The 18,052-nt window shown below is 74.8% G+C and carries 19 protein-coding genes and 1 riboswitch; of the genes, 4 read left to right on the forward strand and 15 right to left on the reverse strand.

Annotated features, from left to right (window positions below; translation table 11 throughout):
- Positions 1-234: 234 nt before the first annotated feature.
- Both EF918_RS19775 and EF918_RS19780 read left to right on the forward strand, forming a co-directional pair.
- On the forward strand, positions 235-1,029 hold the full coding sequence (locus EF918_RS19775; RefSeq protein ID WP_185921824.1) for a class I SAM-dependent methyltransferase: 795 nt from the start codon (positions 235-237) through the stop codon (positions 1,027-1,029).
- 102 nt (positions 1,030-1,131) lie between these two features.
- Positions 1,132-2,673: a hypothetical protein gene (locus EF918_RS19780; RefSeq protein WP_125648079.1), complete on the forward strand. Its 1,542-nt coding sequence runs from the start codon at positions 1,132-1,134 to the stop codon at positions 2,671-2,673.
- A gap of 180 nt (positions 2,674-2,853) precedes the next feature.
- Here EF918_RS19780 and EF918_RS37080 read toward each other — a convergent pair whose 3' ends face one another.
- From EF918_RS37080 to EF918_RS19795, 3 genes are all read right to left on the reverse strand, one after another.
- A complete protein-coding gene (locus tag EF918_RS37080) occupies positions 2,854-3,408 on the reverse strand; it encodes a hypothetical protein (RefSeq protein ID WP_185921825.1) in 555 nt (184 codons plus the stop codon).
- An 87-nt stretch (positions 3,409-3,495) separates the two neighbouring features.
- The gene (locus EF918_RS19790; protein WP_260610390.1) at positions 3,496-3,816 is read right to left on the reverse strand and encodes an acylphosphatase; all 321 of its coding nucleotides are present in this window, start codon (positions 3,814-3,816) and stop codon (positions 3,496-3,498) included.
- On the reverse strand, positions 3,798-5,192 hold the full coding sequence (locus tag EF918_RS19795) for an NADP-dependent succinic semialdehyde dehydrogenase (protein WP_125648082.1): 1,395 nt from the start codon (positions 5,190-5,192) through the stop codon (positions 3,798-3,800). The genes EF918_RS19790 and EF918_RS19795 overlap by 19 nt, the downstream gene beginning before the upstream one ends.
- A gap of 95 nt (positions 5,193-5,287) precedes the next feature.
- Positions 5,288-5,476: riboswitch (TPP riboswitch) on the reverse strand.
- Positions 5,477-5,669: 193 nt separating this feature from the next.
- Between EF918_RS19795 and EF918_RS19800 the strand changes: the two genes are divergently transcribed.
- Positions 5,670-6,866 (forward strand): S8 family peptidase, encoded by a 1,197-nt coding sequence (locus EF918_RS19800; protein ID WP_125648085.1) that lies wholly within the window; start codon positions 5,670-5,672, stop codon positions 6,864-6,866.
- A 39-nt stretch (positions 6,867-6,905) separates the two neighbouring features.
- On the opposite strand, the gene EF918_RS19805 is transcribed toward EF918_RS19800, so the two are convergent.
- From EF918_RS19805 to EF918_RS37090, 8 genes are all read right to left on the reverse strand, one after another.
- The gene (locus tag EF918_RS19805) at positions 6,906-7,892 is read right to left on the reverse strand and encodes an NAD-dependent epimerase/dehydratase family protein (protein ID WP_125648087.1); all 987 of its coding nucleotides are present in this window, start codon (positions 7,890-7,892) and stop codon (positions 6,906-6,908) included.
- A 97-nt stretch (positions 7,893-7,989) separates the two neighbouring features.
- On the reverse strand, positions 7,990-9,822 hold the full coding sequence (locus tag EF918_RS19810) for a complex I subunit 5 family protein (RefSeq protein WP_125648090.1): 1,833 nt from the start codon (positions 9,820-9,822) through the stop codon (positions 7,990-7,992).
- A gap of 4 nt (positions 9,823-9,826) precedes the next feature.
- Positions 9,827-10,174, reverse strand: a complete 348-nt coding sequence (locus EF918_RS19815; protein ID WP_125648114.1) for a sodium:proton antiporter — start codon at positions 10,172-10,174, stop codon at positions 9,827-9,829.
- Positions 10,175-10,182: 8 nt separating this feature from the next.
- Entirely contained in the window at positions 10,183-10,992 is an 810-nt protein-coding gene (locus EF918_RS19820) for an MnhB domain-containing protein (protein WP_260610395.1), read from the reverse strand.
- Between the two features lie 42 nt (positions 10,993-11,034).
- Entirely contained in the window at positions 11,035-11,157 is a 123-nt protein-coding gene (locus EF918_RS38310; RefSeq protein ID WP_260610392.1) for a hypothetical protein, read from the reverse strand.
- Positions 11,150-11,446 (reverse strand): monovalent cation/H(+) antiporter subunit G, encoded by a 297-nt coding sequence (locus tag EF918_RS19825; protein ID WP_125648096.1) that lies wholly within the window; start codon positions 11,444-11,446, stop codon positions 11,150-11,152. The genes EF918_RS38310 and EF918_RS19825 overlap by 8 nt, the downstream gene beginning before the upstream one ends.
- Before the next feature lies 1 nt (position 11,447).
- Positions 11,448-11,720, reverse strand: coding sequence for an MrpF/PhaF family protein (locus EF918_RS37085; protein WP_185921826.1), 273 nt, complete (start codon positions 11,718-11,720; stop codon positions 11,448-11,450).
- Entirely contained in the window at positions 11,717-12,181 is a 465-nt protein-coding gene (locus tag EF918_RS37090) for a hypothetical protein (protein WP_185921827.1), read from the reverse strand. The genes EF918_RS37085 and EF918_RS37090 overlap by 4 nt, the downstream gene beginning before the upstream one ends.
- 177 nt (positions 12,182-12,358) lie before the next feature.
- On the opposite strand from EF918_RS37090, the gene EF918_RS19835 reads away from it, so the two are divergent.
- Positions 12,359-14,128, forward strand: coding sequence for a cytochrome bc complex cytochrome b subunit (locus EF918_RS19835; protein ID WP_125648099.1), 1,770 nt, complete (start codon positions 12,359-12,361; stop codon positions 14,126-14,128).
- Here EF918_RS19835 and EF918_RS19840 read toward each other — a convergent pair.
- From EF918_RS19840 to EF918_RS19855, 4 genes are all read right to left on the reverse strand, one after another.
- Complete coding sequence (locus tag EF918_RS19840; protein WP_125648102.1) at positions 14,089-14,478, reverse strand: cytochrome c oxidase subunit 4; 390 nt, start codon at positions 14,476-14,478, stop codon at positions 14,089-14,091. The two genes, EF918_RS19835 and EF918_RS19840, sit on opposite strands and share 40 nt — an antisense overlap.
- Positions 14,478-16,133, reverse strand: a complete 1,656-nt coding sequence (gene ctaD / locus EF918_RS19845; RefSeq protein ID WP_125648105.1) for a cytochrome c oxidase subunit I — start codon at positions 16,131-16,133, stop codon at positions 14,478-14,480. Before ctaD ends, EF918_RS19840 begins: the two co-directional genes overlap by 1 nt.
- Before the next feature lie 171 nt (positions 16,134-16,304).
- Entirely contained in the window at positions 16,305-17,282 is a 978-nt protein-coding gene (locus tag EF918_RS19850) for a poly-gamma-glutamate hydrolase family protein (RefSeq protein ID WP_185921828.1), read from the reverse strand.
- A 153-nt stretch (positions 17,283-17,435) separates the two neighbouring features.
- Positions 17,436-17,909: a hypothetical protein gene (locus EF918_RS19855; RefSeq protein WP_125648108.1), complete on the reverse strand. Its 474-nt coding sequence runs from the start codon at positions 17,907-17,909 to the stop codon at positions 17,436-17,438.
- Positions 17,910-18,052 lie beyond the last annotated feature (143 nt).

Consider the following 18,052-nt stretch of genomic DNA (forward strand, 5'->3'; position numbering starts at 1 on the left):
CCGCCGCGTGGCGCGGACGTATCACGGTGTTTCCTTCGTGCAGATGACGTGCGGGTGTCGTGCGCATGTGGTGCGCGTGTGGTGCGCATGCGGTGGACGACGAGCGGAAGTTACCAGTCCGTAGAGGGAGTCTGACATTCCGTTGGATCGGTTCCGGCCACCGTGCACCGCCGTCGCACGGGCCCGCCGTGTCGTAGCGCCCGCACCGGGGCCCGGGGGGTCGATAGTGGGGCCGTGCACGAGAACTCGCAGGGCCCGGGGCCCCTGCCCGGGGACGCGGAGGGCGGCGCCTGGTCCGGGCCCGAGGGGGCGCGGGCGTTCGCCGCGGTGGAGGCGGCCACGGACTGGCTGCTCGGCTATCCGTTCGTCTTCCAGGAGCTGGCCCGCCGCATCGGCCCGGGCGACCTCCTGATCGACTACGGCTGCGGGCCGGGCACCGTGGCCGACGCCGCGGCCCGGCGGCTGGGCGCCCGGGTGGTGGGCGTGGACACCTCACCGCAGATGCTCGCGCTGGCCCGCCGCACCGCCACCGCCGTCGCCGAGTACCACCTGGTGGAGCACGGCCGGGTGACCGGCCTGCCCGACGGCTGCGCGGACGCCGTGATGTGCAACCACGTCCTCGCCTCGGTGCCCACGCAGGAGGCACTGATCGCGGTCCTCACCGAGGTCCGCCGACTGCTGCGCCCCGGCGCCCCCTTCGTCCTGCTGACCACCGACCCCCACTGCACCGGCGTCACGTACGCCTCCACCCGGATCGGCGAGGCCGGGCAGAGCCCCGGCGTGGGCGAGGAGTTCACCGTGCGGCTGCGCCGCACGGACGGCACCTGGCAGGCGGTGCCCAACCACGCCTGGCCCGTGGACCTGTTCCCCGCCCTGCTCCACCGGAGCGGCTTCCGCGACGTCACCCAGCGCCGCCCCACCGTGGCCGAGGCTCTGACGGTCGCCGACCCCGACCTCGTGCACAGCCGTGACTGGCAGGCGGAACGCGCCCGTCCGCCGCTGGTGGTGACCACCGCGCCGGCCGACTGAAGGCGGCGCAGACCGGGCGAACGCGACGGATTCCGCACGGGGCGGGCCGTCTTCGGGCACCGTGTGCGACGGGGCGCACCGGATTGTGAGTACCTTCTGTTCATGCACATCGACGGCGCAGGTCAGCGGCAGCGGGGGCATGTCCTCCTGATAGCGGGGGACGCCGCCGTGCGGCGGCGCGCGGTCCAGGTCGCACCGAGTGCGAACCTGGCCGCGCTCGCCGTGGTGCCCCCCGAGCTCCTGCTGGGCAGTCAGGTCCCCAGCGACACCACGTACCTGGACGGCGCCCGGGACCCGAACACCCTGCTGATGCGCCTGCGCGCCGCCGCCGCGACCGCGGGCCCGCTGCTGATCTACCTCTCCGGCCGGCTCACCCTCGACCGCCGCGGCCGCCGGCTCCACCTGGCGCTGGCCGGCACCACGGCCTCCTCGGTCCGGTACACGGCACTGCCCTGGGAGTGGCTGGCCACCGAACTGCGCGGCCGCCCGGCCGGACTGACCACGATCGTCCTCGACCTCGCGGCGGACAGGACCGCGTGGCCGGTGCTCCAGGAGCAGGGCACCGCGCCGCTCACACCCCCCGCCACCGAGGTCTACGGGGTGGTCGTCCCGCCCGCGTTCGCCGGCGGCGGCGAAGCCGTCAGCACCTACACCCGGCACTGGATCGACGAGCTGCGGCGCGTGCCCAACCGGCCGGCCAACGCCCAGTTGCACGCCTTCGCGGTGGGCTCCGCCGCCCTCCCGCCCGGCGCCCTGGTCCTGCCGTCCACGCGGGAGCTGGCGTCGTCCCCGGCCCCGGGCCGCGGCCCGGCGGGCTTCGTCCCCGAGGCGTCCCGGTACGGCCCCGCCGCCCACGCCCCGAGCGCTGCGCAGGACCCGGAGCGGGGCGGGGCGCGATCGGCGCATCCGCACCACGAGCGGGCCGACGCGGGGTCCGGCTTCGGCGCCGCGGCGCCGCGCGACGGCGCCCGGGGCGCTGACGCACCGTCAGTCGGTGTGCCGGTCGGGGAGGAACCGTGGGCCGGCGGCGCCGAGCCCGCTGCCGACGCGCCGCCCCCCGGCACGCAGCCCGAGGACGCGAAGCCCGACGAGGCGGTCTTCGCCGGCGGCCCGTCGCGTACGTCCGACCCGACCCCCCGGGCCGACACGGCGACCCTGGCCGTGCTGCCGCAGCCGCCCCTGCCGCCGCTCCCCCCGCTGCCGCCGACCGCCGGGCCCGGTACGGACCCGCGCCCGCACATCCACGCGCTGGCCACCTCCGGGCAGCACCCGGAGGCCGCCACGCTGGCCCGGGAGTGGGAGGACTACGCGATCCAGACCTGCGGCAGGACCTCGCCCGAGGCCACGCACTGGCGGGAGATCCGTGCCGACCTGGCCCGGATGGCGGAGGACCACCCGCAGGCCACCCGGCTGTGGATCAGCGCCGGCCGGACCCGGCTGGCCCGCCAGCCCTCCGACGCCACCGAGGTCCTGGCGGCCGCCGCCGGCGCTCTGTACTGCTGGACCCGGATCGCCGATCCGGACGAGGCGGCGGAGGCGGGCCCCGACCTGCTCAGCCTGCTCCAGGCACTGCCGACCTTGGACCCGGAGCTGCTGACCCGGGTCGAGCGGCGCCTGGAGGTCCTGGCGCGCACGGTGGGCTGAGCCGCCGGACCGGCGCCGCAGGCGCGGGGGATTACAGGAGGGGTGCGTGCCCGCGGCCGCCGGGACGGCCGCCCCGGGCCGCTCACCGCAGGCCGGCCGCCGCTTCCAGCATAGGCACGGACCGGCCGACTCAGCTCGTCCACGCGCGGCCCGTGGCCGCCCCGCTACGCGCCGCGCCCGTCAGTCGTCCCGTTCGCGTCCGGCCCTGGCCCGGGCGACGCGGGCGGCGTCGGCCGGGGGCTGGGCGCCGGTGCCGGTGCGGGAGGGGGATCCGGGCTCGCGGCCGTGGTCGTCCACGGTGCCGCCCTCGTGCTGGAGGCGCGGCCGCCGTACGGGGGGCGGTTCCGGCGCGGCCGGCTCCGGATCCGGTTCCGGCTCCGGCTCCAGGGAGAGCGCCGGGCGCAGGGTGCGCGCGGTCTCCTCGGGGTCGGGGACGGACAGGGCGAGGAGGCCGAAGGGGGCGCCGGCGCCCAGTTCCAGGCAGAGGACCGGGCCGAGGCCGTGGACCACCGTGAAGTCCTCGCCCCGGGGCGTCCGCCGGACGCCGATCGACCGGCCCGGCGAGCTCCCGCCCCGGACCGGTGTCCCGCGCAGCGCCCGCCACCACGCCGTCTCCACGTACACCCGGCGCACCGCAGCGGCCGGCACGCGCACCCTGCGGCGGCGCGCGGCCAGCGCCTCCGCCGGGGACAGCCGCACGACGACCTCGGCTCCTTCCACCGCCACCCGGGGCATGACCGTCCCTGCCTTCCTCCGCCCGGCTTCCGTCGCCCCGCGCCTACCCCCGGCCGCGGCCGTCACGCGGCCCCGCCCCGCAGGACGTCAGCCGTCGCGTGGTGTGGGCCGTACCTCGAACCCGTACAGCCGCTCGGATGCGGCGACCGCCGTGTCCTCCTGCACCTGTACGTCCTGGACCCGCGCCGTCGGTGGCCCCGTGCGGGCCCAGCGCACCATGCGGGCGACGGCGTCCTCGGGGCCCTCGAACACCGCCTCGACCGCGCCGTCGGGCAGGTTCCGCACCCATCCGGTGACGCCCTGCGCCAGGGCCTCGGTCCGGCAGCTCTCGCGGAACCAGACCCCTTGGACCCGCCCCGAGACGATCACCCGCGTGCGCACCACGGCGGTCAGCCGGCCGCCTGCCACACGGTGGTGACGTTGCAGAACTCGCGGATGCCGTGGCCGGACAGCTCCCGGCCGTAGCCCGAGCGCTTGACGCCGCCGAACGGCAGCGCGGGGTGCGAGGCGGTCATCCCGTTGACGTACACGCCGCCGGCCTGCAGGTCGCGCACGAACCGCTCGACCTCGGCCCCGTCACGGGTCCACACGTTCGAGCTGAGCCCGAACGGCGTGTGGTTGGCCCGCTCGACCGCGGCGTCGAGGTCGGCCACCCGGTAGAGCGTGGCGACCGGGCCGAAGGTCTCCTCCTGGTCGATGCGCATCTCGGAGGTGATCCCGGCCAGGACGGTCGGCTCGTAGAACCAGCCCCGCTCCTGCTCCGGCGGGCGGCGCCCGCCGCAGAGCACGTCCGCGCCGCGCCCGACCGCGTCGTCGACGAGTTCCTCCAGGTCGGAGCGGCCCTGCTCGGTGGCCAGGGGGCCGACGTCGGTCGTCTCCCGCATCGGGTCTCCGACCCGGAGCGCGGCCATGCCCGCGGTGAACCGCTCGGCGAACTCGTCGTAGACGTCGGTGTGCACGATGAAGCGTTTGGCGGCGATGCAGGACTGGCCGTTGTTCTGCACCCGCGCCGTGACGGCGGTCCGTGCCGCCCGCTCGATGTCGGCCGAGGGCATCACCACGAACGGGTCGCTGCCGCCGAGCTCCAGCACCGTCTTCTTGACCTCGCTGCCCGCCACCGAGGCCACCGACCGGCCGGCGGGTTCGCTGCCGGTGAGCGTGGCCGCGGCGACCCGGTCGTCGCGCAGCACGGCCTCGACCGCGCGGGCGCCGATCAGGAGGGTCTGGAAGCAGCCGTGCGGGTAGCCCGCCCGCTCGAACAGCCCGCCCAGGTACAGGGCCGTCTGGGGGACGTTGGAGGCGTGCTTGAGCAGGCCGACGTTGCCGGCCATCAGCGCCGGCGCGGCGAACCGTACGACCTGCCAGAGCGGGAAGTTCCACGGCATCACGGCGAGGACCACCCCGAGCGGCCGGTAGTGCGCCCGGACCGTGGCCGCCCCGCTGTCGCGGACGTCGGACTCGGCGGGGTGCTCGTCGGCCAGCAGGGATTCGGCGTGCTCGGCGTACCAGCGCATGGCCTTGACGCACTTGGCGGCCTCGGCGCGGGCCGCCGTGAGGGGCTTGCCCATCTCGAGCGTCATCGTCCGGGCGATGTCCTCGTTCTCCGCCTCCAGCAGATCGGCCGCCCGCGTCAGGAGCGCGGAGCGCTGCGCGAAGGTGCTGGTGCGGAACGTGCCGAAGGCGTGCGCGGCGTCGGCGAGGCACTGCTCGACGCCGTCGGGACCCAGCGCGTCGAAGGTGCGGACCGTCTCACCGGTCGCCGGGTTCACCGTGGCAATGGGCATCGTCGCCTCCGTCGGTCGGGCCTGCGCCACCTCCTCGACCCTGCCCCTTGCACCACGGCCCCGCAACGCGTCGGGCCTGCGGACGCGCACGCCGACGACCTACGAAGCGGGCTCCCTGCGCCGGCATTGCCCGGATCAGGTGATGGAGGTCGCCCTCGGGTGTCGGTGTCCTGCGTACCTGTTCACCCTCGGGCCTCTCAGCCCACCGGAGACGTCGGCCCGGGCGGACTCCACTACTTTCCGCCGAAGTCGGCTACTCCAGTCGAACTCCCTCGCTCGCCTCGTAGGCCTACTGGCTCACATTCCCCGCTTCGTCCACTTAAAACGCAGTTCGGGAGGAATTATTCTGCGCGACCTTGTGTATCGGCCGTGGCACGGAACGTCATCGCGCGCCGGGTCCGCGGCCGCAACCGACGGCGCGTCCGGCGTCGTCTCCGCCGCTGACGCAGGACCGACCAGGGGACGGGACGACGGGACATGGGACGACGCGGACACGGTGGTGGCACGGCGTGGGTGGCGGTCGTGGCGGCGGCGGTGCTGGGCCTGGCGGCCTGCACCCCCTCCGGCGAGGAAGGGGCCGCCGGGGACCCGTCCGGCCCGGGCGGTTCCGGCAGCGGCAAGCCGGCGCCCTCCGGCACGGCCCATCCGACGGCGGCCCCGACCGGCGGCCCGGGCGGCCCGGGCGGGCCGGGCGCGCCGGGCGAGCCGGGCGGCTCCGGCGGCTCCGGCGGGAAACCCGCCGTCAGGACGGGCACCCCCTGGCACCTGGACCGGCTCGACCAGCGCAAGCGGCCGCTCGACGGGAAGTTCGGCGCCGCCACGGACGGCTCCGGGGTGACGGTCTACGTGATCGACACCGGCCTGGACGTCACGCACGCGGAGTTCGCCGGCCGGGCGAGCCTCGGCGCCGACTTCGTGGGCGCGAAGGACGCCGGAGACTGCTTCGACGGCAGCGGGCTTGGTCACGGCACCTTCGTGGCGGGCATCATCGCCGGCCGGACGTACGGCATCGCCCCGCGCGCCCAGCTCGTACGGGTCCAGGCCGTCGGATGCGACGAGGGCGGCGGCAGCGCCTCCCGCCCCCAGGACGTCACCCCGGCGCCCAAGGGACCGGGCGGCGGCCCGGCGGGCGACGACGAGGCCGTCGTCAAGGCCGCCGACTGGGTGACCGCCCACGCCCACCGGCCGGCCGTGGTCAACATGTCCCTGAACCTCAAGAACCGTTCCGCCACGGTCGACGCCGCCGTCCAGCGCATGGTCGACGCCGGGATCACCACCGTGGTCGCGGCCGGCAACTTCAACGACGACGCCTGCGGGCACTCCCCGGTCGGGGTGAAGGGGGTGGTCGTGGTCGCCGCCGCCACCCCCGAGGACCGGCACTGGACCGACTCGGAGGGCTACGGTTCCGGCCACGGCCGCTGCGTCGACCTGTACGCGCCCGGCGGCCGGATCACCTCGGTGGTGGCGGGCGGCGGCACCGTCCAGGACGAGTCCACCGCCACCTCCTGGGCGGCCCCGCACGCCACCGGGGTGGCCGCCCTCTACCTCGCCGCGCACCCGACCGCGACCCCGGCCCAGGTCCGGTCCTGGATGACCGAACGGGCCACCCGCGACGTCCTCACCTCGGTCCCCGCCGAGACGCCCAACCGGCTCCTGTACTCCGGGGGCCTGTGACCGCCCGGCGACCGCCCCGTCCGGCCCTCGGGTGAGCCGTCACCCGAGGGCGTCGAGCAGCTCCTGCTCCCGCGCCGCGCTGAGGCCGGCCCGCCGGGGCCGGTCCAGGCCTTCCGCCCGTTCCCAGACGAGGGTGTCGGCCAGCAGCTCGACCCGCGGCCGGTGGCGCAGCCCCGCCGCCCGCGCCGCCGCACCGCTGCGGCCCGACCAGCCCTCCCAGCCCTTCTCCACCAGCCACATCGGCAGCGACTCCGGACCCATGTACTGGGCCACGCCCTGGTCGAGCAGCCACTGCGAGGCGGCGGTGACCACCGGCCCGGTGTGCCCGCCGACGCTCCGCGACAGCTCGATCCACTCCGCGAACGGCACGACCGGGCCCACCGCGTCGTACGTCCCGGTGGTCCCGTGCTCGGCGCGGTCCAGCAGCCACGCGGACAGGTCCCGCACGTCCACGGTCTGGGTCGGCAGCTCCGGAGTGCCGGGCACCAGCAGCGGTGCCTGCGGGGCGCGCGCCGCGCGGGCCACCCAGTAGCCGGACCGCCCGCTGTGGTCGCCCGGGCCGCCGATCAGACCGGCCCGCGCGATCAGCAGCCGGTCGCCCACGGCGGCCGTGGACGCCTGCTCGCAGGCGACCTTGGCCTCGCCGTACAGCGAGCGGTCCACCTCGTCCCGACCGGTCGGCTCCAGCAGGGGCGTGCTCTCGTCCGTGTCCTCGATGCCCCGGCCGGCGTACGCGCTGACGGAGGAGACGTAGACCCAGTGCCGTGCCCGGTCGCCCAGCGCCGCCAGCGCCCCGCGGACGAAGCCGGGCTGCCAGGACACCTCCACCACCGCGTCCCAGGTCCGGTCCGCCAGTGCCGCGTACGCCCCCGGCTCGCGCCGGTCCGCCGCGACCAGCCGTGCCCCCTCGGCCACGGCGCCGCTCTCGCCCCGCGCCAGGCACGTCACCGCGTGCCCGCGCTCCACCGCCTGTCGCGCCAACTCCCGGCCCAGCCAGGCCGTTCCACCCAGAACCAAGATCTCCATGAGTGCAGCCAAGCACGCCGGCCCCCGAACGTCCGACCGGATTCGCGCAGAGCGCAGCGGTCGGGGCGCAGGCCCGCAGGGTGGGGCCCGGGGCGGGTCACGGGCCGAGCGTCTGCGCGGCCACGGCGATCAGCAGGGCCGCGACCCCGGCCGTGAGCCAGGCCACGTAGTCGCCCAGCAGCCCCGAGTGCAGCCGTCGCACCGGCCGTACCGCGCCCGTGGCCGCCCGCCGCACCCGCGCCGGGGCCCGGCCGAACAGGGCGGCCCCCGCCAGCAGACAGGCCAGCACGACGGTGCCGAGGGCCGGCCCGAAGGCGTCGGCGTGCCAGCCGGTCTCCGGCCCCGGCACCGCGCCGGGGTGGTGCCCGGCCACCGGGCTCCCCGCGACGGCCGCCGCGTACCCCTGACGGTCCGTGAACAGCTCCGCCCCGTGCCCGAGCGCCTCGCCCACGCCCGGCAGCACGCCGAGCAGGACGCACACCCCGAGCAGGAGGGCCGGCACCACGACCATGGGCCGGGGCGCCCGCCGGGCACGGGCGCGCACCTCCGGTTCCTCGCCCTCGCCGGTGGTCCCGGTGTCGCGGGGGCCCTGCGCAGGCTTGCGCCCCGCCGCCCAGAAGATCCGTCCCGCCGCCCGCAGCACCGTGGCCCCGGTGACGGCCGAGGCCAGCACGAACACCGCCGCCACCGCCGGCTCCGACTCCGCCTCGGCGAGCGCCTTGCCCAGGCCCGTGCCCGCCGGCGGGAGCCCCGCGAGCAGCAGACCACCGAGGACGAACAGGACCCCGACGAACCGGTGGCCGCGGCCCCGGCCGCGCAGCCCGTGCTCGTCCACCGAGCCGTACTGGTCCAGCAGCACCCCGGTCAGCCCGAACAGCGCCGCCTTCGCACACCCGTGCCCGGCGACGTACAGCGCGCCCGCGGCCGTGGCGGCCGGGGTGAGCAGGGCGACGCAGATCAGGAACAGCCCGACATGGCTCACGGTGGAGAAGGCCAGCATCCGCTTGAGGTGCCGCTGCTGCCAGCACATCAGCGCCCCCAGCAGGGCCGTGACCGCGCCCAGCGCCACGAACGTGCTCCGGAAGACCTCCGGCGGCACCCCGCCGGGACCGGAGAACACCGACCAGTAGATCCGCGCCAGCCCGTACACCCCGAGCTCGACCATCGCCCCGGACATCAGCATGCACACCGGCGTCGGAGCCACCGCGTGCGCGTCGGGCAACCAGAAGTGGAACGGCGCCGCGGCGGCCTTCACCAGCAGCGCGGTGGCCACCAGGACGAATCCGGCCACCACCAGCACGTCCACGGGCCGCTGCCCGAGCCGCTCCCCGATCCGGGCCAGGTTCAGCTCCCCGGTGCGGGCGTAGAGCATGCCGATGCCCAGCAGGGTGCAGTACGCCGCCACGGAGTTGACCATGCCGAAGGTCAGCGCGCCCTGGAGCGGCCGCGGGTCCTCGATGCGGTACCCGGTCAGCGCGTACGCCGCCACGCCCATCAGCTCGAAGAAGACGAACGCGTCGAACAGGTCGGCGGTGACCACGAACCCGACCATCCCCGCCTCGAACACCAGCAGCAGCGCGGGGAAGAGGCCCTGCCGCTCACCGGCCGGCTCGTCGAAGTACCGCCAGCTGTACACCAGCACCGCGAGGACCAGCGCCGAGCAGAGCAGGGCCAGCCCCGCCCCGACCGGGTCGACGGCCAGCACGATGCCGATCTGGGCGGGCCAGCCGCCGGGCCGGGCCGTCGCCCGGTCCGCGGCGGCGGGCCACAGGGCGACCAGGCATCCGAGGTCCAGTGCGGCGGTGGCGGTGGCCACGACGTCGCAGCCGAGCCGCGGCAACCACCGCCCGACCACGGCCAGTACCGCGGCGCCGACCAGCGGGACCACCACGGCCAGCGGCAGCAGGGCCTCGGCGCCGGGGAGCCGCACGCCGTCAGCCCCGGAGTGCGGTGAGCGCCCGTGGGTCGACCGTCCCGTGCCGTTTGCGGATCTGGAGGGTGAGGGCGAGCAGCAGCGCGGTGACGGTGGCCCCGACCACGATGTCGGTGAGGGTCAGCGCCTGGACCACCGGGTCGACCACGGGCCGGCTGCCGGGCGTGAGGTCGCTGTACACGGGTGCGGTGGCCCCGCGCCGGTAGCCGACCCCGAGCAGCAGCAGGTAGGTGGAGGTCTGGGCGACGGCCAGGCAGCCCACCGCGTGGATGAGGTGACGACTGGTCACCAGGCCGTAGAGGGCGACCAGCAGCACCCAGCCGGCCGCCAGGAACGGCAGGGACTCCAGCGGTTCCATCAGCTCTGCTCCTCCTGCGGTCCGGTCGCTCCCGCTCCCGCTCCCGCTCCCGCTCCGGTTGCGGTTGCGGTTCCCGTTGCGGCGGCCCCGGCGCCGTCGGGATGCTCGGTGACCTCGACGGCCTGGTCGAGGAAGTGGGCCAGCAGCACGATCACGCCCGAGCCGACCTCGATCCCGACGGCCGCGTTCAGCACGGGGACCAGACCGCCCGAGGTGATCTGCCCGAACGTGCCGAAGGGCAGCACGTTCTGGAGGTACGCCCCACCGGCGGCCAGCCCCGCCAGGCCCAGCAGGGCGAAGGACATCGCCGCGAGCGCGTCGGCCACGTCGAGCGCGGCGAGCGGCCGCACCCGTTCCAGCACCCGGTAGTCGGCGGCGAGGTAGGCCAGGTGCAGCGCGGTCGCGAGGATCACCCCGCCCTGGAACCCGCCGCCCGGGCTGAGCTGCCCGTGCGCGACGACGTACACCCCGACGACCAGGGCGACGGGCAGCAGTACGGCCCCGAACAGCCGGGTGGTGGGCACCGCCTGCTCGGTGCGGGGCCGGGCCCTGCGTTCGTCACGGGCCGGCCGCAGCAGCAGCGTGGCGCCGAGCACCGTGGTGAACAGGATCGACTCCTCGCCCAGGGTGTCCAGGGCCCGCAGGTCGAAGTTGACCGAGGAGACCACGTTTGCCGTGCGGTGGGCGAGGGCGGCGGCCACCGCACGGTCCCCGTACGGGTGGACGTCCGTGCCGAACGGCGGCAGCCGGACGCAGGCCGCGGCGAAGAAGGCCCCGACGACCGGGGCACCGAGGGCGAACAGCACCAGCCGGCTGCGGTCCCTCACCCTGCGCTCCCACGCCCGTGACCGTCACCGCGCCCGTTCCTGTCGCCACGCCGGTTCCCGTCCCCACGCCGGTTCCCGGCACAGCACGGCCACGGTCGCGCACACCACGACGAGCAGCAGGCAGACCACGATCAGCGCGTCAGCCACGGCCGCCCCGCCGGGCCCGGGTGGTGGCCTGGCCGACCGCGATCGTGCTCACGGTGCCGCCGACGGACAGCAGCAGCCCGATCAGCAGCGTCTTGACCGCGGCCCGGCCGACGCCCTGTTCCACCGCCACGGCGGCCGCGACCAGCAGCACGCCCGGCCCGCTCGCGGGAGCCAGGGCGTGCAGCCGCCCGTAGCCGCCGTGGAGCCGGACCAGTGCCGGCGCGGACAGCAGCACACAGGCGACGCCCGTCCACAGCAGGACCAGCGCCACGGCGTGACCGGCGGCCACCTCAGCCCTCCTCGCCCGGCGGCCGCCCGGTCCCCGCGAAACGCGTGAGGACCAGGACCCCGGCGGGGGAGAGCACGGCGCACACCAGGGCCAGGTCCTGGTACGACGGCCGGCCGTACGCCATCGGCAGCAGCAACAGCACGGTCCCGGCCACGGTCCCGGCGAGGGCCACGCCCACCAGCCGTTCGACCGCACTGCCCCGGGCCGCCGCCCACACACCCACCGGCGCCGGCCCGACGAGCAGGACCAGCGCCGCCACCGCCCAGGCGTTCACCGGCCACCGCCGGACCGGCCCAGGACCTCCGCGGGCCCGCCCGCCGGCCGGCCCAGCCGGTGCACGACCACCTCGTCCGGCCGGCCCCGCGGGAATTCCACCACGCACGTGTCGGCCGACCAGCCCAGCACCAGCGCCGCCCACCCCGGGTCCGCCCCCTCCCGCAGCCGGATCCGCCCGGTACGGGCGCCCACGGCGCGGGGGCGTACGGTCGCGTACGCCAGCACGGCCGCGCCCCGCACCGCGGCCAGGGGCAGCCGCGCCAGCGCGGGCAGGAGCCCGTCCAGGCCCCGGACCCGGACGTCCGCCAGGCGGCGCATACGGCGGGCGACGGCCGTGGCACCGGCGGCCCCCACGGCCGCCACCGCGTACTCGACCGGCCCGGGCGAAGTGATCAGGACCAGCGTGATCCCCACCAGCACCGCCCACTCCGCGCACACCTTCACCACCGTGCTGCGCATGCGCCTCCCCTTCCTCGGCCGCACCCCCAGATTCTTGGGGCCGCCCGGCTCCCGACTCCTGCGGGAGCCGGGCCGACGCGGGGCAACTCACCCGTTCGGCGCCCGCGCGCCCTCCCGCCCCGCCCCGCACGAGCGGCCATGCTCGCTTGCGGAGGGCGACGGGAAGGGGTCCGGACGGTGGTGCTGTCGAGGACGAAGGCGCGGGCCGCGCACCGGGCCCGCCGGACCGCCCGGCGGAACTTGCGCAGGCTCGACGCGCGACTGCCGCTCGCCGAGGTGCTACGGAGCGGGGTGCGCAAGGCCTTCCCGGACCACTGGTCGTTCCTGCTCGGGGAGATCGCCCTCTACAGCCTGCTCGTGCTCCTGCTCACCGGCACCTGGCTGACCTTCTTCTTCCACCCCTCCCTCCGGCACACCGTCTACCACGGCGCCTACACCCCGCTGGACGGCCTGTCGGTCTCCCAGGCCTACGCCTCCACCCTGCGCATCAGCTTCGACGTCCGCGGGGGCCTGCTGATCCGTCAGATGCACCACTGGGCCGCGCTCGTGTTCGTCTTCGCCATCGGCGCCCACCTGCTGCGGGTGTTCTTCACCGGGGCGTTCCGCCGGCCCCGCGAGGCCAACTGGGCGGTGGGCGTCACCATGTTCCTGCTGGCCCTCGTCGAGGGGTTCGCCGGCTACTCGCTCCCCGACGACCTGCTGTCCGGGACCGGGCTGCGGACCGCCCAGGGGATCATGCTGTCCCTGCCGGTCGTCGGCACGTACGTGTCGTTCCTCGTCTTCGGCGACCAGTACCCCGGGCACGACATCGTGCCCCGCCTCTACCCCGTGCACATCCTGCTGGTCCCGGGCCTGCTCGTCGGTCTGGTCACGCTGCACCTGCTGCTGGTGGTCCGGCTCAAGCACACCCAGTGGGGCGGGCCGGGCCGCACCGGCCGCAACGCCGTGGGGCCACCCCTCTTCCCGCACTACACGGCCAAGTCCGCCGGGCTGTTCTTCGCCGTCGCCGGGGTGACCGCGGCGCTCGCCGCCCTCGCGCAGATCAACCCCGTCTGGGCGTACGGGCCGTACCGCACCGACATCGTCTCCACCGGTTCCCAGCCGGACTGGTACGTCGGGTTCCTGGAGGGCGCGCTGCGGCTGATGCCCGGGACGGAGACCCGGGCCTTCGGCCACACCCTCCTGTGGAACCCGCTGGTCGCCGGGGTGGTGCTGCCGGGCCTGCTGTTCACCGGCCTCTACCTCTACCCGTTCCTCGAACGCCGGCTCGGCGCGGCCGGCGGGGAGCGGCACCTGTGCGACCGCCCCCGCAACCGGCCCGCCCGGACCGCCCTCGGCGTATCCGTCCTGAGCGGCTACCTGGTGCTGCTGCTCGCCGGAGCGCAGGACCTGATCGCGTTCATCACCGAGGTCCCCCTCCCGGCCCTCACCTGGACCCTGCGCGGCGCCCTGTTCGTGCTGCCGCCCCTGTCCTTCTGGGTGACCCGCCGGCTGTGCCTGGCCCTCCAGGCGCGGGACGTCCGGCTCGTCACGGCCGGGGCGGAGACCGGAGTCGTCGTCCAGTCGGTCGAGGGCGGCTACCACCCGCAGCACGCCCCCGTCCCCCTGGAGGAGGCCTACGTCCGCCAGCTCGACCTCGCCCCCCGGCCCCTGCCCGCGCCGCCCGCGGACCGGGAGGGCCCGCCTCCCGCGGGCCGGCTGCGGCGGGCCGTGAGCCGCTGGTACTTCGGGGATCCGCTGCCGCGGCCGATGACGCGGGAGCGCCGGCGGCGGATCGCGCTGCTGATGGCGGGGCCGGACGGCCCCGACGGGTACGACGGGCCGGGCGGGTACGACGGGCCCGGCGGGCACGAAGGGCCGGGCGGGTACGACGGCCAGGACGGGCACGACGGCTCGGACGGGGGCGGCTACCCCGACCATTCCCCGCCGCGGAACACGAACCCGTAGACGCCCGGCGCCAGCACCCCGAACCCGATCAGGGCCAACCACAGCCCCTGGGCCACGCCCACACCGACCAGGGCCGTACCGGCCGCCGTGCACACGGGGGCGAGGCTGCGCGCCGGGAAGAAGAACCGGCGGCCGCCCGCCGCCGCGACCTCGGCCGTCGGATCGTCCTCGGGGCGCGGCCCGGCCCGGCCCGCCTGCCGCCACAGGAACAGCGCCACCAGCCCCGACATCAGCAGGGACACCATCAGCGCGGCGATTCCCGCCGGGTCGGAGGAGAAGGCGGCGTAGACCCCGCCGGTGACGGCGAAGAACAGCGCCACGCCCGTGAACAGCCACGCCTCCGCCCGCATCAGGCACTCACCTCCGGGTGGTGCAGGTCGAAAGCGGGGGAGTCGGAGCGGATCCGGGGCAGCTGGTCGAAGTTGTGCCGGGGCGGCGGGCACGAGGTGGCCCACTCCAGCGACCGCCCCCACCCCCACGGATCGTCCTCCGTCACCCGGACCCCGTACCGGGCGGTGCGCCAGACGTTGTACAGGAACGGCAGGGTGGACAGGCCCAGCAGGAACGCCCCGACCGTGGAGACGCTGTTGAGCAGGGTGAACCCGTCCGCGGCCAGGTAGTCGGCGTACCGGCGCGGCATGCCCTGCTCACCGAGCCAGTGCAGGCCCAGGAAGGTGATCTGGAAGCCGACGAACAAGGTCCAGAAGTGGATCTTCCCCAGCCGCTCGTCGAGCATCCGCCCGGTGAACTTGGGCCACCAGAAGTAGAACCCGGCGAACGTCGCGAAGACGATCGTGCCGAACAGCACGTAGTGCAGGTGGCCGATCACGAAATAGCCGTCGGTGAGCTGGAAGTCCAGGGGCGGCGAGGCCACCAGCACCCCGGTCAACCCGCCGAGGAGAAAGGTCACCAGGAAGCCGACGCACCACAGCATCGGCGTCTCGAAGGAGAGCGAGCCGTTCCACATCGTGCCGATCCAGTTGAAGAACTTCACCCCGGTGGGCACCGCGATCAGGAACGACAGCAGGGAGAAGAACGGCAGCAGCACCGCACCCGTGGCGAACATGTGGTGCGCCCACACGGTGGCGGACAGGCCCGTGATGGCGATCGTCGCGCCGACCAGCGCCGCATACCCGAAGATCGGCTTCCGGCTGAACACCGGCAGGATCTCGCTGACGACGCCGAAGAACGGCAGCGCCACGATGTACACCTCCGGATGCCCGAAGAACCAGAACAGGTGCTGCCACAACAGGGCCCCGCCGTACGCCGAGTCGAAGACGTGCGCCCCGAGCTTGCGGTCGGCCTCCAGTGCGAGGAGGGCGGCGGCCAGCACGGGGAAGGCCAGCAGCGCGAGGATCGAGGTGAACAGCACGTTCCAGGTGAAGATCGGCATCCGGAACAGGGTCATCCCGGGTGCGCGCAGGCACACGATGGTGGCGACGAAGTTCACCGAGCCGAGGATGGTGCTCAGCCCGGACACCACCAGCCCCATGATCCACAGGTCGGCGCCGATCCCCGGGGAGTAGACGCTGCTGTTGAGCGGCGCGTACGCGAACCAGCCGAACGCGGCCGAGCCGTTGGCGGTGAGGAAGCCGCTGACCACGGTGAGCGCGCCGAACAGGTACACCCAGTAGGTGAAGGCGTTCAGCCGGGGGAAGGCCACGTCCGGCGCCCCGATCTGCAGGGGCATCACCGCGTTGGCGAAGCCCGTGAAGGTCGGGGTGGCGAACAGCAGCATCATGACGGTGCCGTGCACGGTGAACAGCTGGTTGTACTGCTCCGCCGAGACCAGCTGCAGCCCCGGCCGGGCCAGCTCCGCCCGCATCAGCAGGGCCAGGATCCCGCCGAACAGGAAGAACCCGAACGCCGTGACCAGGTACAGGTACCCGATCACCTTGTGATCGGTGGTGGACAGCAGCCGCAGCAGCCGGGCCCCGGTCGCCGCCCGGCGCCCGCCGGTCTCCTCGTACGCGTCCTGGACCGGGGTGTTCCCGACCGACACCATGGAGCCTCCCGCCCGTGCGCGCGCCGCGGCGCGGCCGGTGCGCATCGCCGCCGGCCGCCGCGTCCACCCTGGCAGGTGCGCGGCGCCCGGGCGCGGAAGGCCGGGCGGCGCGCCGCCCGGTACACCCCGGCGGGCCCCGCAAGGGGCCGCGAGGCCCACGAGGCGCTCTGCTCAGGCGCCGATGAAGACCTCCACCCGCTGGAGCTGCTCGCGCTCGACGATGGCTGCGCGGCAGGCCTGGACGAACTTCTTGTACGAGGCGTTCTCCTTGCAGGAGGCGGCCCGGGCGGCGGGGGAGTCGGCGGTCGGGGAGAAGAAGCTGTCGCGCAGCTCGCGGGTGAGCTCCAGCTGGGCGCCCTGCTTGCTCATGGTGCGGTTGCAGATGTTGAGCTCCTCGTCCCCGTTGACGTCCCCGGTGCCCGGGAAGATCTGGAAGCCGGCGTTGCGCAGGCGGGTGGTGAGGATCTCGCGGAAGTAGCCGTCCCGGCCGCCCACGACGACGCCCTTCTTGTCGGGCAGTCCGTCCGGGTTGGTCGCGTACTTGGGGTAGGCCTGCTCCCACTTGAGGCCGTGGATGCTCAGCGTGTTCATGCTGCTCGCCGCCATCGACACGGCCATGTGGTCGTCGCAGTGGATGGAGGTGACGTGCAGCTCCGAGTTCCTGGAGCTGCGCATGCCCTCGAACATCCAGAAGTCGTAGACCGGCTCGCCCGCGGCCAGTCCGGGGTACGGCTTCCAGACGGCGCCCGACTCCGGGTCGTAGCCGGCGATGCCCATGCACAGCTCGCTCGTGCCGACCTCGATCCCGCCGCCGTGGATCGCCAGGATCGTCGTCAGCATGTACGGGGGGTGCCCGTCCTTGCTGGTGTCCTCGATCTGGTGGCGCTTGAAGCGCCGCTGGAAGTCCTTGCCCTCGCCGTCGGCCGGGTCGGGGGAGGAGAGGAACGAGTGGTACAGGTCGGTGTTGGAGTTGTAGAGGTCGTCGGCGGAGGTCGCGTACGCCGTACCGGACGCCGCCGAGGACAGGAGCGGCCCGCCGACCGCGGCCGCCACCAGCCCGGCGAGCAGGGTCCGGCGACTGGCCCGCGGAGCGTCGACGCCGCGCTGCGGGACGAGGTGGGGCCGGACGAGGTGAGGCTGCTGAGACATGGGTCCCCCCGGGAACGATGATCTTGAGTCGGTATGCATGCAGCCTAGGGACGCCGGTGCCGGAAGGGACCCCCGAACCGGTGGCCGGTCCCGTCCTGGGACGGAACCGGCCACCGGTGGGTGCGGGGTGCCGCGTCGGCCACCTCGGGGACGTCAGGGTCCTGTGAGGACGTTCTCGTCACGGCTGTCGGTGCACAGCGCCCAGATGATGAACACCGCGATCGCGATCGCGACGATCGCCCACAACGGCTGGTACGGCAGCCACAGGAAGTGCAGGATCACGGACAGGGACGCGAAGGCGATACCCAGGATCCGGCCCCACTTCTGGCCCGCGAGGATCGCGAGACCCGTGACGAGCAGGAGGATGCCCAGGATGAGGTGGATCCAGCCCCAGGCGGTGAGGTCGAACTTGAAGATGTAGTCGTTGATGACTGTGTACACCTGGTCCTTCGACAGGGCGACGATGCCTTCGAAGAGCGTGAAGACACCGCTGACCGCCAGCATCACGCCGGCGAACACCGTGCCGCCGGCCGCCCAGGTGCTGCCGCTGCCGGATCGGGTCGGCGGTCGCCCGCCGGCCGTGCCAGGGGCACCCGCCGACGGGGTGCTGCCAGGAGTGGTCGTCATGGTGCCACCTTCCTCGTGGTACAGGTGCCCGGGCGTCGTGCGCAGCGGTCGCCACGCGTCCGACCAGGCGTTTCGAGCATGAGCCGAACGGGTGGGACCGGCGACCGGAAGAGGGCCGATCGGGTGAATCCACCCCCTGGCCC

Source organism: Streptomyces sp. WAC06614 (assembly GCF_003949795.1).
Classification (GTDB): Bacteria; Actinomycetota; Actinomycetes; order Streptomycetales; family Streptomycetaceae; genus Streptomyces.

Excerpts from the sequence above, each read along its gene's own strand:
- EF918_RS19780 (WP_125648079.1), top strand. The coding sequence starts at position 1,132 with ATGCACATCGACGGCGCAGGTCAGCGGCAGCGGGGGCATGTCCTCCTG.
- EF918_RS37080 (WP_185921825.1), bottom strand. The coding sequence starts at position 3,408 with ATGCCCCGGGTGGCGGTGGAAGGAGCCGAGGTCGTCGTGCGGCTGTCC.
- EF918_RS19795 (WP_125648082.1), bottom strand. The coding sequence starts at position 5,192 with ATGCCCATTGCCACGGTGAACCCGGCGACCGGTGAGACGGTCCGCACC.
- EF918_RS19800 (WP_125648085.1), top strand. The coding sequence starts at position 5,670 with ATGGGACGACGCGGACACGGTGGTGGCACGGCGTGGGTGGCGGTCGTG.
- EF918_RS19805 (WP_125648087.1), bottom strand. The coding sequence starts at position 7,892 with ATGGAGATCTTGGTTCTGGGTGGAACGGCCTGGCTGGGCCGGGAGTTG.
- EF918_RS37090 (WP_185921827.1), bottom strand. The coding sequence starts at position 12,181 with ATGCGCAGCACGGTGGTGAAGGTGTGCGCGGAGTGGGCGGTGCTGGTG.
- EF918_RS19840 (WP_125648102.1), bottom strand. The coding sequence starts at position 14,478 with ATGCGGGCGGAGGCGTGGCTGTTCACGGGCGTGGCGCTGTTCTTCGCC.
- ctaD (WP_125648105.1), bottom strand. The coding sequence starts at position 16,133 with ATGGTGTCGGTCGGGAACACCCCGGTCCAGGACGCGTACGAGGAGACC.
- EF918_RS19850 (WP_185921828.1), bottom strand. The coding sequence starts at position 17,282 with ATGTCTCAGCAGCCTCACCTCGTCCGGCCCCACCTCGTCCCGCAGCGC.
- EF918_RS19855 (WP_125648108.1), bottom strand. The coding sequence starts at position 17,909 with ATGACGACCACTCCTGGCAGCACCCCGTCGGCGGGTGCCCCTGGCACG.